15 protein-coding genes are annotated in these 14,793 nt (G+C 70.9%); 5 read left to right on the forward strand and 10 right to left on the reverse strand.

The features are described from left to right. Positions 1 to 140: 140 nt before the first annotated feature. Positions 141 to 311, reverse strand: coding sequence for a hypothetical protein (locus tag AB0I04_RS27840; protein WP_360890430.1), 171 nt, complete (start codon positions 309 to 311; stop codon positions 141 to 143). Positions 312 to 467: 156 nt separating this feature from the next. Here AB0I04_RS27840 and AB0I04_RS27845 point away from each other — a divergent pair, with 156 nt between their 5' ends. Together AB0I04_RS27845 and AB0I04_RS27850 are read left to right on the forward strand one after the other, a co-directional pair. After that, positions 468 to 1,121: a response regulator transcription factor gene (locus tag AB0I04_RS27845; protein ID WP_360890433.1), complete on the forward strand. Its 654-nt coding sequence runs from the start codon at positions 468 to 470 to the stop codon at positions 1,119 to 1,121. Positions 1,122 to 1,150: 29 nt separating this feature from the next. After that, positions 1,151 to 2,251, forward strand: coding sequence for an ATP-binding protein (locus AB0I04_RS27850; protein ID WP_360890825.1), 1,101 nt, complete (start codon positions 1,151 to 1,153; stop codon positions 2,249 to 2,251). Between the two features lie 126 nt (positions 2,252 to 2,377). Here the strand turns inward: AB0I04_RS27850 and AB0I04_RS27855 are convergent, their stop codons facing one another. After that, entirely contained in the window at positions 2,378 to 5,179 is a 2,802-nt protein-coding gene (locus AB0I04_RS27855) for an ABC transporter substrate-binding protein (RefSeq protein ID WP_360890436.1), read from the reverse strand. A 31-nt stretch (positions 5,180 to 5,210) separates the two neighbouring features. Continuing rightward, positions 5,211 to 6,797, reverse strand: coding sequence for a serine/threonine-protein kinase (locus tag AB0I04_RS27860; RefSeq protein WP_360890439.1), 1,587 nt, complete (start codon positions 6,795 to 6,797; stop codon positions 5,211 to 5,213). 332 nt (positions 6,798 to 7,129) lie between these two features. On the opposite strand from AB0I04_RS27860, the gene AB0I04_RS27865 reads away from it, so the two are divergent. Both AB0I04_RS27865 and AB0I04_RS27870 read left to right on the forward strand, forming a co-directional pair. Continuing rightward, positions 7,130 to 7,426: a DUF4193 domain-containing protein gene (locus AB0I04_RS27865; RefSeq protein ID WP_360890442.1), complete on the forward strand. Its 297-nt coding sequence runs from the start codon at positions 7,130 to 7,132 to the stop codon at positions 7,424 to 7,426. A 73-nt stretch (positions 7,427 to 7,499) separates the two neighbouring features. Further along, positions 7,500 to 8,258 carry a hypothetical protein gene (locus AB0I04_RS27870; RefSeq protein ID WP_360890828.1) on the forward strand — a complete coding sequence of 253 codons (759 nt, stop codon included), beginning with the start codon at positions 7,500 to 7,502 and terminating at the stop codon, positions 8,256 to 8,258. A 237-nt stretch (positions 8,259 to 8,495) separates the two neighbouring features. On the opposite strand, the gene AB0I04_RS27875 is transcribed toward AB0I04_RS27870, so the two are convergent. Then, positions 8,496 to 8,807, reverse strand: coding sequence for a DUF4235 domain-containing protein (locus AB0I04_RS27875; RefSeq protein WP_360890445.1), 312 nt, complete (start codon positions 8,805 to 8,807; stop codon positions 8,496 to 8,498). Positions 8,808 to 8,926: 119 nt separating this feature from the next. Here AB0I04_RS27875 and valS point away from each other — a divergent pair, with 119 nt between their 5' ends. Beyond that, a complete protein-coding gene (valS, locus tag AB0I04_RS27880; protein WP_360890448.1) occupies positions 8,927 to 11,452 on the forward strand; it encodes a valine--tRNA ligase in 2,526 nt (841 codons plus the stop codon). Here valS and AB0I04_RS27885 read toward each other — a convergent pair. From AB0I04_RS27885 to AB0I04_RS27910, 6 genes are read right to left on the reverse strand one after another with little or no spacing between them, the layout of a single operon-like run. After that, the gene (locus AB0I04_RS27885) at positions 11,449 to 12,003 is read right to left on the reverse strand and encodes a hypothetical protein (protein WP_360890451.1); all 555 of its coding nucleotides are present in this window, start codon (positions 12,001 to 12,003) and stop codon (positions 11,449 to 11,451) included. The genes valS and AB0I04_RS27885 overlap by 4 nt on opposite strands. An 18-nt stretch (positions 12,004 to 12,021) precedes the next feature. Then, positions 12,022 to 12,201 carry a hypothetical protein gene (locus AB0I04_RS27890; RefSeq protein WP_360890454.1) on the reverse strand — a complete coding sequence of 60 codons (180 nt, stop codon included), beginning with the start codon at positions 12,199 to 12,201 and terminating at the stop codon, positions 12,022 to 12,024. Beyond that, positions 12,185 to 12,739 (reverse strand): hypothetical protein, encoded by a 555-nt coding sequence (locus AB0I04_RS27895; protein ID WP_360890457.1) that lies wholly within the window; start codon positions 12,737 to 12,739, stop codon positions 12,185 to 12,187. Before AB0I04_RS27895 ends, AB0I04_RS27890 begins: the two co-directional genes overlap by 17 nt. Before the next feature lie 17 nt (positions 12,740 to 12,756). Beyond that, a complete protein-coding gene (locus tag AB0I04_RS27900) occupies positions 12,757 to 13,302 on the reverse strand; it encodes a hypothetical protein (RefSeq protein WP_360890460.1) in 546 nt (181 codons plus the stop codon). Continuing rightward, the gene (locus AB0I04_RS27905) at positions 13,299 to 13,925 is read right to left on the reverse strand and encodes a MauE/DoxX family redox-associated membrane protein (RefSeq protein ID WP_360890463.1); all 627 of its coding nucleotides are present in this window, start codon (positions 13,923 to 13,925) and stop codon (positions 13,299 to 13,301) included. The genes AB0I04_RS27900 and AB0I04_RS27905 overlap by 4 nt, the downstream gene beginning before the upstream one ends. After that, positions 13,925 to 14,521, reverse strand: a complete 597-nt coding sequence (locus AB0I04_RS27910; protein WP_360890466.1) for a hypothetical protein — start codon at positions 14,519 to 14,521, stop codon at positions 13,925 to 13,927. The genes AB0I04_RS27905 and AB0I04_RS27910 overlap by 1 nt, the downstream gene beginning before the upstream one ends. Between the last annotated feature and the right edge of the window lie 272 nt (positions 14,522 to 14,793).

Consider the following 14,793-nt stretch of genomic DNA (forward strand, 5'->3'; position numbering starts at 1 on the left):
AGGGAAGACGGCGCGTGGGGCGCCGCGAACCGCGCTCGCGGAGCGAGCGCCATCGGGCAGAGCGCGCGGGGGCCTCGCACCTGACAGGTGCGAGGCCCCCGGACGTCTCTGGGCGGGCTCGGGGCCCACCGACCGTGTTGTCAGCCGCAGCGCGGCAGGTCGATCCCGTGATCGGCGGCCGTACGGCGCAGGTCGTCGATCTCTGCCTCCTGCACATCGATCAGGAGATCGTCGCCTGCGTCGCGGGCGGTCCGAAGCGAATCGTACGCATCGGACATGCGCTGCTGGATCGTGGCCTTCAACTCGCCCACGCGGTCTCCTTTCGATAGGTGGTCTGCCACCCCTACCCAGGTCTCCGCTCCTGGTAAACCTGCGAATATCCTGGACACCCTTATCAGGGACTTACGCGCGGCGTGGCATAACTGAATCGCCGGTCCAGCGCGTGGCCTTCCAGGGGGTTGAAGCGGGTGAGAGTCCTGGTCGTCGAGGATGAGCGCGTGCTCGCCGACACCATCGCCACGGGATTGCGGCGCGAGGCGATGGCGGTCGACGTCGCGTACGACGGCGCCAGCGCGCTGGAGCGGACCAGCGTCAACGACTACGACGTGGTCGTGCTGGACCGCGATCTACCGCGGGTCCACGGCGACGAGGTTTGCCGGAGCCTCGTCGCCGAAGGGGCCACGGTGCGTGTCCTGATGCTGACCGCGGCGGGCGAGCTGGACGACAAGGTCGAGGGACTGTCGATCGGGGCCGACGACTATCTCGCGAAGCCGTTCGCCTTCGCCGAGTTGATCGCCCGGATCCGGGCGCTGGGCCGACGTTCCGCGCCGCCGCTGCCGCCCGTGCTCGAGCGCGCCGGCGTGCGGCTCGACCCGGCCCGCCGTGAGGTCACCCGGGACGATCGGCCGGTCGACCTGACGCCCAAGGAGTTCGCGGTGCTCGAGGTGCTCATGCGAGGGCAGGGCACCGTCGTCAGCGCCGAGCAGCTCCTCGAGAAGGCCTGGGACGAGAACATCGATCCGTTCACCAACGTGGTGCGGGTGACCATGATGACGCTTCGCAAGAAACTCGGTGAGCCGCAGGTCATCGAGACCGTTCCCGGCGCGGGGTACCGCCTTTGATCCCCTCGCCGGGCTCCCTGCCGCGCCGCATGACGGTGCGGCTGCGGCTCACCCTGCTGTACGGCGGGCTGTTCTTCGCGGCGGGGTTGCTGCTGCTGACGGTGGCCTACGTCCTGGTCACCAACATTCTGGAGAGCCTGCCGTTCACCGTGGCGCCGACCGAGCCGGGTACCGGGCTGACGCAGCAGCAGGCCGAGGCCTTCGCCCGGGCCTTCATCAAGGGGGTCCAGCACCGGCTCATCACCCAGTCGGCGTTCGCGCTGCTGGGCGTGGGGCTCATCGCCCTGGCGCTCGGCTGGTTCGTCGCCGACCGGGCGCTCGCGCCGCTGCAGAAGGTCACGGCGACCGCTCGCAAGCTGTCGGAGAGCACCCTGCACCAGCGCATCGCCTTGCAGGGCCCGGACGATGAGATCAAGGAGCTGGCCGACACGTTCGACGCCATGCTCGACCGTCTCAGCCAGGCGTTCGACACGCAGCGGCGGTTCGTCAGCAACGCGTCGCACGAGCTGCGCACGCCGCTCGCCATCAACCGGACCCTGCTCGAGGTCGCGGTCACCGACCCCGAGGCGTCGGAGGACATGAAGACGGTCGGCAAGACCCTCCTGGCCAACAACGCCCGGCACGAGCGGCTGATCGAGGGACTGCTCCTGCTGGCGCGCAGCGAGCGGGAGCTGACCACCCGCACGCCGGTCGACCTGGGCGAGGTCGCCTCGACCGTGCTGAAGACGTCGGTCCGGGGCGACCGGCCCGACATCGAGGTGAAGTCGGAGCTGACCGACGCGCCCACCATCGGCGATCCGGTCCTGCTCGAGCACCTGGTGTCGAACCTCGTGGACAACGCGATCCGCCACAACGTCGACGACGGCATGGTGGTCGTCCGCACGGGGGTCCTGGAGGGGTGGCCCACCTGCCAGGTGGAGAACACCGGTCCGGTGGTGCCGGCGTACGACGTGCAGAGCCTGTTCGAGCCGTTCCGCCGGCTCAACACCGACCGGATCGAGTCGTCCAAGGGCGCGGGGCTGGGCCTGTCCATCGTGCGCTCGGTGGTCTCCGCGCACGGCGGGACGGTCATCGCCACGCCGCGCGAGGACGGCGGCCTCATCGTGACCGTCCGCCTCCCGCACGCCTGACCGCCGCGCCGCACGATCATCGTGCCCGTCCGTCTCCCGCACGCCTGATCGCCGCGCCGCACGATCATCATGACCGTCCGCCGCCCACGCGCCTGACCGCCCGTACGCGGGCCTCAGGGACGGTCCTTACTTATGGGCCGTCGCGGTGAGCACCGGGAACCCGGTGTAGTCGAGGTCCATGCCGACGAAGGACGTGGTGTCGGCGACCCGGTACTGCGTGTGCGAGTACAGCGGGATGATGGCCATGTCGTCGAGCGCGACCTTCTCGGCCGCCTGGAGCCGCTGGGTCCGCTGGGTCGGGTCGTTGGTGGCGCGGGCGGTGTTCAGGGCCGAGTCGAACGCCTGACTGCTGTACCGGGCGTAGTTGGTGCCCGAGATGGAGCCGTCGTTCTTGCGCTGGATGTTGTCACTGGACAGCAGCGCGTCGAGGACGCTCTCGGCCGAGGGGTAGTCGGCGGCCCAGGAGAGCCGGTACAGGCCCGCGGCGCTCTTGCCGGACATGTCCGGGTAGAACCCGGCGGAGTTCAGCCTCTTCACCTGCACGTCCCACCCGAGCACCTGCTTCAGCTGGTTCTGCACGAGCGTCACCAGCTGCGTGTAGGTGGCCAGGTCGGTGGAGGTGAAGGTGATCTTCGAGCCCGGAGGGAGACCCGCCTGCTGCGCCAGCTGCTTGGCCTTGGTGGGGTCGTAGGTGCAGGCGGTGCAGCCGTTGACGTAGGCGCCGGGGACCGCGGGCGGCACCAGGGACGTCGCGGGTTCGTAGCCCTGGTTGAGGGCGGTGGCCAGGGCCTTCCGGTCGAGGGCGTAGGAGACGGCGAGCCGCGCCTCCTTCTTGCTCATCGGGCCCTTGTCCGTGATCGGCGTGAGGTACGTCATCGTGCTGGAGGCGGCGGTGACGAGCTTGTGGTCCGAGGAGTGCAGAGAGCGCGCCGTGTTGATCGTCGCGCCCTCGACCTCGACCCAGTCGTACTGTCCGCGGCCGAAGTCCGTGAGCGGCTGGTTGAGGTCGGAGACGAAGGTGGCGTCGACCTGGTCGAGTTTCGGCTTGGCGAAGGCGTAGGAGTCGTTCCGTACGAGGCTCAGCCGGGTGTTCGGGGTGTACTGGCTCACCTTGAACGGGCCGTTGCCGATCGGCTGGTTGTTGAACGTGGTGTTCTTCGGATCCCCGGCGGACGCCGGGACCGGCGCGAACGGGGGAGAGGCCACCCGCATGGCGAAGTCGCAGTCGGCCTTGGTCAGGGTCACCCGGAGGGCGTTCGTCCCCTCCTGCACGACGCCGGACATGGAGGTGCTCTTGCCCGCCGCCACGTCCGAGTAGCCCTGGATCACCGTCATCAGGTAGCCCATGCCCTGGCCGCGCGCGGCGCGGTTCCAGCCGCGGACGAAGGCGGCGGCGTCGACGGGCGAACCGTCGCTGAAGGTCGTGCCCTGCTTGATCGTGAAGTGCCACTGCGTACAGCCGGAGTTGGGCGTCATCTCCGTGGCCAGAGCCTTCGCGACCGAGCCGTTCGGCTGGATCGTGGTCAGGCCGGTGAAGAGGTTCTCGGCCGCGAACACGTCCGAGGTGAGCACGGCGTTCGACGGATCGATGGCCGCCGGGGCGAACATCGCCATCCGGAAGCTGCCGCCCACCCGGCCGGTCGGGCTCGGCGTCGGCTTCTGGTGGTGCTGGTTGAGGAGCTCGGTCGTCGCCACGGCGCCCGTCGCGATGAGCAGCACCGCGCCCGCGGCGATGGCGGCCACGATGCCGGGCCGGGTCCGCCGCCGCCCGGCGGGCACCGTCTGCTGCGGGTACGGCAGGGACGCCGGGTCCGTCCGGTAGGGGTCGTACGGCGTCGGTGGGCCGTACGGGCCGGGCGGAGGCGTGTCCACCCCCGGAACACGGCCGTACGGCGGCGTGTCGCCTCCGTAGGGGTTCGACGGCAGATCGTTCCGGTAGGCCTCGGGCGGTGGCGTGTCGCCCCCGTACGGGTTCGAGGGCAGGTCGTTCCGATAGGGCCCGGGCGGCGGAGTGTCGCCGGCCGGGGCGTACGGGCCCGGGGGAGCGCCCTCGGCCGCCACCTGGGCGCCCTCCTGCAGGATCGTCGTGGGCGCGGGCGTCCCGGCGCCCGGCAGGACGACGCCTTCGTGGCTGAGCAGGCGCAGCAGGATCTGCTGGGCGGTGGGCCGCCGGTTCGGGTCCTTCCACAGGCACGCCGTGACGATCTCCCGCAGCGGCCCCATGAGCATCCCGAGGTACGGCTCCTGGTTCAGGATCCGGTGCATCACGGCGGGGATGGAGTCCTGACCGAACGCCGGAGAGCCGGTGGCGGCGAACACGATCGTGCAGCCCCACGCGAACACGTCCGTCGCCGGGCCGACGACGTGCCCGGAGATCTGTTCGGGCGACATGTACGACGGCGTGCCCACCGCCGTGCTCGACAGCGTGCCGGTGGCGTCGAGGGCCCGGGCGATACCGAAGTCGATCACCCGTGGCCCGTCCGCGGCGATCAGCACGTTGGACGGCTTGAAATCACGGTGGACGATGCCGGCCTCGTGGATGGCGGCGAGCGCGGTGACCGTGCCGATGGCCAGGCGCTGCAGGGCCTCGCCCGTGCGCGGCCCCTCGCGGTCGACGACCTGGCGCAGCGACGGGCCGTCGATGAACTCGCTCACGAGGTAGGGCGTGTCGCCCTCGACGTCGGCGTCGAGGATGCGCGCCGTGCAGAACGGTGCGACCCGCTTGGCGCTGGCCAGCTCACCGGCGAACCGGGCCCGTACCTTCGCGTCCCCGCTGAACTGCGCGTGCAGGAGCTTCACCGCGACCTGCCCGCCGTCGGGCGCCTCGCCGAGATAGACGACCCCCTGGCCGCCCTCGCCGAGGCGGCCGGTGAGGGCGTACGACCCCACGCGCTGTGGGTCGTTCGCCCGAAGGGGGCTTCCGGGCATGGGCGTCCTCCCTGGGACTGGTCAGGAGCCGTTATTCCTTGGTGAGGGTGCCGGAGGCGAGCGTGGCGCCACCGGCGGTCTGGCTCATCTGCCACGTCATCGACGAGCCGCTGAGGGTCAGGGTCACGTACGACGGGGACAGGCACTGGCTCGACCCGTACGACGTCAGCGTCTGCGAGAACGTCACCTGCTTCTTGTCGTCCGAGATCTGGGCGCTGTTCAGCTCACCCGAGCACGTGTCGTACCTGACGTTGCCCTCCTTGAGGATCTGGTAGAGCGTCAGGTCGATGCCGCGCGACTGGTCGGTGCCGAACGCCAGGTTGCTGGTGGGCGCCGCCCGGCCGGACCAACTGCCCTCGAAGCCCTCCGGCAGGCGGTCGCTCTGGGTCTTGTGGAGCAGACCCGCGCCGATGGCGATCGGCAGGCCGACCACCAGGATGAGCGCCACGACACAGCCGAGGCCGATGAAGATCGGGGCATTGGTGTTCTTCTTCTGCGGCGGGGGCGGGACGTACCGCGCGCCCTGCGGATGCGTCGGCCGCCCCTGGTTCTGCCACGGCGGCGGGGTCTGCGGGCCCGGCCGCATCATCGGGTTCGGCGTCGCCGGGCCCGGATGCATCATCGGGTTCGGCGTGTTCGGGCCCGGCGGCATCATCGGCGGCGGCGTGGAGGGCCCGGGATGCATCGGCGGCATCGCGGGCGGCGGGGTGATGATCTGCGGGGGAGGGGGCAGCTGCGCGGCGATCTGGGTGCCCTTGTCGAGCAGGTCCTGCCGGTCGGCGGCCGGGCCCGGCGTCGCGCCGACCTGGCCCAGCAGGCGCAGCAGGAGCTGGTGCGCGGCCGGGCGGCGGCGAGCGTTCTTGTCCAGGGCGGCGCCGACCAGCTCGCGCATGATCCCCTGCAGCCGGGACAGGTCCGGCTCCTGGTTGAGGATCCGGTTGATGATCACCGGGAGCGTCTCCGCCTCGAACGGCGACCGCCCCGTCGCGGCGAAGACCATCGTCGCGCCCCACGCGAAGATGTCCACCGACGGGGTCAGCGGCTCACCGGTGAGCTGCTCCGGGGCGAGGTATCCGGGCGTGCCGACGACCATGCCGGTCGCGGTGACCGAGCTCTGCTGGGAGTCGACGGACCGGGCGATGCCGAAGTCGACCACGCGTGGGCCGTCGGAGGCCAGCAGCACGTTGTTCGGCTTGAAATCACGGTGGACGATGCCGGCCTCGTGGATGGCCGCGAGCGCCGTCGCGGTGCCGATCGCCAGGCGCTCGAGCGCGGCCCCCTCGAAGGGCCCCTCCTGGAGCACCACGTCGTACAGCGGCGGCCCGTCGATGAACTCGCTGATGATGTACGGCGGTCTGCCGGTCAGGTCGTAGTCCAGGACCTGCGCCGTGCAGAACGGCGAGACCTTCTGCGCCGCCTCCGCCTCGCGTGCGAACCGCGTCCGGGCGGAGGTATCGGAGTTCATCTGCTCGTGCAGCAGCTTGATCGCCACGGAGTCACCCGACGGCGACCGGCCGAGAAAGACCGCGCCCTGGCCGCCCTCCCCGAGCCTCCCGACGACCTGGTACCGCCCCAGCGTGGTCGGATCGCCCGGCTCGAGTGGAGCGGCATTCGGCATGTGTGACCCCATCAGAAACCCTTATCCTGTGCACCCGCCAGGTCCGTACAGGCGGGAAACCATATCGCGTTACCTGTGACGTTCGTCGTCAACATCCGGTTCAGGGCAAACACCATCACCGCTTCACCGGTGAGCAGTGTGATTTATGCCACATCGGACAACTCGGATGAGTGGTGAGGGGACTCACGGTGTGAAGCGACGCGCCTTGCGTGTTCGGGGTGAAAAGCCGTGACAGAATTTCCCGCCCGGATCGGGCACAAGATGGGCCTCCCGAGCGTTAGACCCGCGCGACGGGGCGCATAACTAAGGACCGAGGGGGATGGAGACAGAAGATGGCCACCGACTACGACAGCCCACGTAAGACTGATGACGATCTCAACGAGGACAGCCTGCAGGAGCTGCAGGCCCGCCGGGCGGACAAGAGCACGGGCGTCATCGACGAGGACCTGGACGCCGGCGAGGTGACCGAGCTGCCGGGCGCGGACCTGTCGAACGAGGAGCTCAGCCTCCGCGTTCTGCCGCGCCAGGCGGACGAGTTCACCTGCGCCCGCTGCTTCCTCGTGCACCACCGCAGTCAACTGGCGGAGGAGAGGAACGGCCAGTTGATCTGCCGCGAGTGCGCCGCCTGACGCCGGGTCGTCACCCGTGTCCGAGGGAGAGCTCGCCCGATGGAATGACGGTGACGACCGGCTCGGCCAGGAAATGGCGGAGCTGGTCGGCCGGCTGTCCGACGACGATGTCGACCGCGAGACCCGCGGCCGCCTGCTCGGTCGGCTCGCCCGCCTACTGGCGGCGAGCGCGCGCCGGGCAGGGGCCGCGGGCGTCGCGCGGGGACGCTGGCTCACCGATGTGGTCGCGGACATTGCGCCCCGCATTCCCGTCCGTGACCTGGAGACCTTGCGCGCCCACCACAACGATTTGACGGGGGAGGCGCTGGCCGACTCCCTGGTGCGCGCCGCACAGCGCGCCACGACCGGGGTCGGCGCGGCCGGTGGCGCGCTTGCCGCCGTTGAATTCGCCGCGCCGCCGCTCCTGCTGTCCGCGCCCGCCCAGATCCTCGCCGAGACCGTCGTCGTCGCGACGATCGAGGTCAAGCTGATCGCCGAGCTGCACGAGGTGTACGGCGTACAGGTCCCCGGCAGCGGCACGGCGCGCGGCGCCGTGTTCCTCCAGCTGTGGGCCCAGCAGCGCGGCTTCGACCCGCTCAAGCCCGGCAGCGTCACCGCCGCGCTCGGCGTGGCCGCCAAGACCGGCGTACGTAAGCGCCTCATGCGTACGCTCGGCCGGCACCTCACAACGATGGGCCCCTTGCTGACCGGCGCCGTCGCCGGCGGTGCCCTCAACCGCACGGCCACCAAACGGCTGTCCGACAGCGTCCGCAAGGACCTGCGCCGCACCATCGGCGACCCTTATCCCCGGCCGCCGATCGACGAGCCTCCAACCGACGAGCCTCCGGCCTGAGGGTCGGGCCGCGAAGGCGATGGCGGGCGCCCCTTCGGCCCGCCACCTGGCCGAGAAGGTCAAGGCCGCCGCCGGATGCGCCGACGCCGTCGACTACTACGCGTACGGCCTGACACCCTTCCACGTGCTAGAACGCTTTCAGGCGCCCCCGGGAGAGCCCGTGGGGCGCCGGACGGCACCTCGTCGGCCGGGAGGCGATGCCCCCGGCCTCGATCAGAGGGCGACGCGTGTGCCTCGTCAGGAGGTGGCGCTCTTGGCCTCGTCGACCGCCGAGCGCAGGGCGGACGGCAGCTCGCCCGTGCTCTTGTGCCAGCGGTGGGCCGCCGCGCGCGTGGCCAGCAGCCGTGCGACCTCCATGCCGACGCCCATGACGACGGCCCAGCCGATCGCCTCCGTCAGCGCGACCTCCGGAGACTCCGGGTTGGCCGGGGGCTCCTTGCCGGTGGCTCGCTTCCACCCGACCGTGATGGCCTTGCGGGCCACGAACCCGGCCCCGAAGGCCGCCGCGCCGGCGACCAGCCGCCAGCCCAGCTCTCCCTTGTCCGGCATGCGTTCTCCCTTTCCAGCGTTACCCGTGTGATTTCCGGGCCGTACGTTGTTCAGACCCTCTCACAGGCGATCACCTGACATGGATCGACTCCGCCGTCGTGCCCAATACCATTGGCGCCATGACAGCGCAGCCACGCCCGCCGGAGAAGCCCACCCTCGACGGTCTCGAGGAGAAATGGGCCGTACTCTGGGCCGAGCGCGGCACTTACCGTTTCGACCGGTCGAAGGCGCGTTCGGAGATCTACTCGATCGACACGCCGCCGCCGACGGTCAGCGGCTCCCTGCACGTCGGTCACGTCTTCTCCTACACCCACACCGACACGATCGCCCGCTTTCAGCGCATGCGCGGCCGCGAGGTGTTCTACCCCATCGGCTGGGACGACAACGGCCTGCCCACCGAACGCCGCGTGCAGAACTACTTCGGTGTCCGTTGTGACCCGTCTCTGCCCTACGACCCGGATTTCGAACCGCCGGAGAAGCCCGGGCGGCAGATTCCCGTCTCGCGGCGCAACTTCGTCGAGCTGTGCGACCGGCTGACCGAGATCGACGAGAAGGCCTTCGAGGACGTCTGGCGCCGTGTCGGGCTGTCGGTCGACTGGTCCCTGCTCTACACGACGATCGGCGCGCCGGCCCGCGCCGCCGCGCAGCGGGCGTTCCTGCGCAACCTGGCGCGCGGCGAGGCGTACGTCTCGGAGGCCCCGACCCTGTGGGACGTCACGTTCCGCACGGCCGTGGCCCAGGCCGAGCTGGAGGACCGCGAGCAGCCCGGCGCCTTCCACCGGATCCGCTTTCACGGTTCCGGCGCGCGCCCGATCTACATCGAGACCACCCGGCCGGAGCTGCTGCCCGCCTGTGTCGCGCTCGTCGCCCACCCGGACGACGAGCGCTATCGCGAACTGTTCGGCACGACCGCGCGGACCCCGCTGTTCGGCGTCGAGGTGCCGATCGTCGCGCACCACCTCGCCGAGCCCGACAAGGGGTCCGGCATCGCGATGATCTGTACGTTCGGCGACCTCACCGACGTGATCTGGTGGCGCGAGCTCGATCTCCCGACGCGGGCCATCATCGACTGGAACGGCCGGATCCTGCCCGACGCGCCCGCCGGCGTCGCCCCGGAGCCGTACACCGAGCTGGCCGGGCTGACCGCGCAGGCCGCCCGCGAGCGCGTCGTGGAGCTGCTGCGCGAGTCCGGCGACCTCGACGGCGAGCCACGGCCGATCACCCGCCCGGTGAAGTTCTACGAGAAGGGCAGCAAGCCGCTCGAGATCGTCACCACGCGCCAGTGGTACATCCGCAACGGCGGGCGCGACGCGGAGTTGCGCGAGCGGTTGCTCGCCCGCGGCGCCGAGCTGTCCTGGCACCCCGCGTACATGAAGGCGCGGTACGACAACTGGGTCGAGGGGCTGGCCGGCGACTGGCTGATCTCCCGGCAGCGGTTCTTCGGCGTGCCGATCCCGGTCTGGTACCCCCTCGACGACGAGGGGGAGCCGATCCACGACCGGCCGATCACGCCCGCGGAGGACGCCCTTCCGGTCGACCCGTCCTCCGACACCCCGCCGGGCTTCACCGAGGACCAGCGGGGCAAGCCGCAGGGCTTCGTCGCCGATCCCGACGTCATGGACACCTGGGCCACGTCGTCCCTCACCCCGCAGATCGCCGGCGGCTGGGAGCTCGACCCGGACCTCTTCGCCCGGGTGTTCCCGTTCGACCTGCGGCCGCAGGCGCACGACATCATCCGCACCTGGTTGTTCTCCACCGTCGTGCGGTCCCACCTGGAGCACGGCTCCCTGCCGTGGACCGACACCGCGCTGTCCGGGTGGATCCTCGACCCGGACCGCAAGAAGATGTCCAAGTCCAAGGGCAACGTCGTCACGCCGATGGACCTGCTGGTCCAGCACGGCTCCGACGCGGTGCGCTACTGGGCGGCCAGCGGCCGGCTCGGCACGGACACCGCGTTCGACGTCGGCCAGCTCAAGGTCGGCCGCCGGCTCGCCATCAAGATCCTCAATGCCTCGAAGTTCGTGCTCGGCCTCGGCGACGTGCCGTCCGGCGCGGCGGTGACCGAGCCGCTGGACCTGTCGATGCTGGCGACGCTGGCGGAGACCGTCCGCGAGGCCACGGCCTCGTTCGAGGCGTACGACTACACCCGCGCCCTCGAGCGCACCGAGCGGTTCTTCTGGGACCTGTGCGACGACTACCTCGAACTGGTCAAGGCACGGGCGTACGGCGCGTCGGACGGCGAGCCGGACCAGGGGGCGATCTCGGCGCGGGCGGCGCTGCGCGAGGCGCTGTCGGTCGTGCTGCGGCTGTTCGCGCCGGTCCTGCCCTACGTCACCGAAGAGGTCTGGTCGTGGTGGCAGGACGGCTCGGTGCACCGCGCGGCGTGGCCCTCCGCCGACGTGCTGCCCGCCGGCGGCGACGCGACGGTGCTCGCGGCCACCTCCGACGTCCTCCGGCAGGTCCGCAAGGCCAAGTCGACGGCGAAGGTCTCAATGCGCGCCGACGTCGAGCGGGCCGCGGTCCGCGGCGCGGACGTCGGGCACCTGGCAGTGGCCGACCTGCGGGCGGCCGGGCGCATCGCCGACCTCGCGCTGGAGACGGCGCCCCAGGAGGGCTTCACCGTCGACGTGAGCCTGGCGTCCTAGAAGAAGAGCAGTACCAGGGCGACCAGGACCACGACGCCGATCGCGTTGGTCAGGATCGGCATCCGGGTGATCCGGCGGTCGTCCCACTCGTCGTTCCGGCTGGCGTAGCGGGCGGTCGCGGTGACCGCCCGCCCCACGCCGAAGCCCGTGCCCGTGAGGATCGTCGCGAGCGGTCCCTGGTGCGCGAGTACGAGCGCCAGCGCGACGACGTACGGCGCGCTCGCGGAGACGTACGTGCGCACCCCGGTGCCCAGTTCGAAGCCGAACTGCAGGGAGCCCAGCCTGATCCGGCGCTGCAGGACCTCCCGGGGGATCTGCCGGGCGTTCTGCGGAAGCGGAACACGGATCCAGCCCGCCTCACGCGCGACGCCCGCCACCGCGATCGCCATGATCGTTGCGATCCGGACGGCCCGGGGGAGCGGCTCCGCGAAGCCGGACAGCAGCCACAGCACGGTCGCGCTGAGCGTGCCCCCGATGAGGAGACCGAGGGAGAAGACGGCGAGGACCTCGCCCTGCCGTACGTGGGCCCGCCAACCTGGCGAGAACAGCACGAAATCGCTGTTGCGCGTTCAAACGGAGCCGGACAGGGAGTATCCGGCCAGCGCGCCGACCGACGCCCAGCTCAGCACCGTGTGCTGCGCGGCCGCCGCCGCGACGGCCAAGAGGGCCAGCGCGGCGAACGGCAGCAGCGGCTCGGTCAGCCCCCGGCGCAGGCGGCCGGCGGGCCGGGTCTCAGCTGTTGCAGGCAAGGGCCCACCGGCAGACCGACTTGTACCAGTGCCCGGCGGCGCTCTTCTTCCAGCCGTCGTGGCAGCGCCAGGTGACGGACTTCTTGCAGTTGCCGCACTTGTGGGCGTACGCCCAGATCCAGCCGTCGTACTTGCCCGCATAGCACTGGTTGGGCCGCAGCTTGAACTTGCCCGGATCGGAGACGCTGGAGCGGTGGAACCCCCTGTACGTGCCGCTCGTCCGGCACGCGCTGGCCACCACGACGCTCGGCCCGCAGCCGGGCGAGCAGTCGAACGGCCCGGCATAGGCCGGGCACTTGCCATAGATGTCGTAGTAGCCGCTGGCCTTGAGGGTGTAACCGTCGGCGAGCGCCTTGCGCGCCGGGGTGAACACCCCGAGCGCGGACAGGCCGACGGTCGTGCCGGCGGCCAGCGCGCCGCCCAGCATGGACCGGCGCGCCATGCCCTCGGCCGTCGCGTGCGGCACCCGCCGGACGGCCCGTAGGGCGCCTTCGGGCCGTGGCCCGCTCAGCGTGGGAATCTCGTCGAGTTCGAGCATCGGGCATCCTCCCCGTTTCATCTCACCCGGGTCGCCGCGTCCTCTTCGGCGAGCGACGGCGTCGGCTCATCGAGGTCGGCGACGCGGCCGCCGGCCTGCACGATCAGCGCGTGCAGCGTACGGACCGAGCCGACCGGCTCGGCGGTGCGGATCCGCCCGTCCGCGCCGACGAGCACGGCGTACGGCGTCGCGGGGACCTGGTACTCCTGGAACAGGTCGCCCTGGCCGGCGAAGATCAGCATGTTGTCCGGCGGCGCGGCGTCCAGTGCGCCGTCGGTGAACAGCGCGCGGATCGGCGGAGCGCCGGTCAGGCCGAGCGTCTCCTCGAAGATGTCCTGGCAGGCCGGGCACTGGTCGCCGAGGAACAGCAGCAGGGTCGGGCGGCCCGGCTCCGGCGCGAGCCGGTCGATACCCGGCGCGGGCATCCCCGTGGTCGGGCCGACGTCGGGGGTCCGCGGTCCGCTGGTCAGGTGGTGCACCTGACGGACCAGGCCGGCCACCACCAGGGCGAGCAGAACGAGGGCCGCCCAGGTCACCAGGAGCGCGGTGGTCTCGAAGCTCATCCGGCGGGGCTCCTCTCGGGATCGGACAGGGCCGGTGGCAGCGACCACAGCAGGGCCGCGAACACGACGGACGACAGGCCCACGATCGTGACGTGGACACCGTGGGAGGCGACGGCCGAGCCCGCACCGGCCGACGCCGTCACGGACGCCAGCGCGAGGGCTGCGGCCCGCCCCGCCACCCAGCCGCTCATCGGGGTGTCGTCGGCCGCGCAGCCGCACGGCACGGTACCTATGGTCGCTCGATCCTCCTCACTCGCTGCGCGGGCGGCCTCGTCCCTCGGCCGACCGCTCCGCTCGCTGCGTCGTCCTCGCTCGACTGGCCGCGTACGCAGGATGTACAACCCGTAGATCGCGTACGCCGCGAACAGCAGGCCGCTGCCGGTCGCCCCGAGCTCCAGCGCCCGGGGCCGTCCGGCCAGCAGCGCGTAGCCGGTGACCGCTCCCAGCATGCCCTCCAGGGCGCCGACCGCGATGGCCGCCGGCCACACCAGCGGGCCCGGCACGGTGCGGTGCGCCGTCAGTGCCGCGGGCAGGACGCGCGGATGCAGCAGGTGCCCGGCGAACCCCGCCAGCAGGATGAGCGCGACCGTCCCGGCCGACACGCCGGCCAGCATCTCGGTCATCAGGCGACAGTCTCGACGCGCAGACCGCCGAGACGGTTCGCCACCTTCACGGTCTGCTCGGCCTCGTGCGGCAGCACGGTGACCATGGCGGACGGGGTGGCGAGCAGGAAGTACGTCGTGTCGTCGTCGAGCGTGTCCCGGAACAGCTCACCGCTCGGCACGCGAGCGCCGGACCACGCCGGGAGCCGCCGCGCCGTCGTCTTGGTGAGCGCGGTGATCTCCAGCAGGCCGAGCCCCGGGATCTCCTTGGCCACGTCGGCCGGCTCGGCGATGCCCGCCCGTTTCGGATTACGGGAGGCGACGGTGATGCCATCATCGTGCTCGGTGATCCGCAGAAGCTGGAAAAGACGCACGGCGTCGGCGGCCCGGGCACTGTACATCGGAATGAACATTGAGAAATTGCGGCCCTGCCATATCACGGCGAGGAGATGGTCTTCGAGACCGACGCGCTCGTCATAATGAGTCACGCGCGTGGTCCGGAGGGTGCCGCCCTGAACGGAGAATTCATCGTCGAAGTGCCGGATGCCGAGATCTTGGGTCCACGAGGCCGCCGCGTCGTGGTCGCCGGAGGTCAGCTCGTAGATCCTCCCGTCCACGGCGAACCGCGATACCGACGTGAAAGGAAGGGTAAGATCCAGATCGCCCGAAATCTGAAATCGGTAACCGTCCAATGCTCTATGCACCACGCCGTGCGCCATGACGCAAACCTTCCCCGTTCGACCGGCCCGCCTTAACGAAGGTCGTGACGGAAAACAAACTAAGCTCATTCCGGCCCGTTGGCGAGATACCGGAGCCGGGATGCCCGAATGTGGCCAAGCCCTCGCGCTTGCGAACGCACCGGGTCATGAAGACGTCGTGCAGGTGACGA

It is taken from the genome of Actinoallomurus sp. NPDC050550 (assembly GCF_040655075.1).
Classification (GTDB): Bacteria; Actinomycetota; Actinomycetes; order Streptosporangiales; family Streptosporangiaceae; genus Actinoallomurus.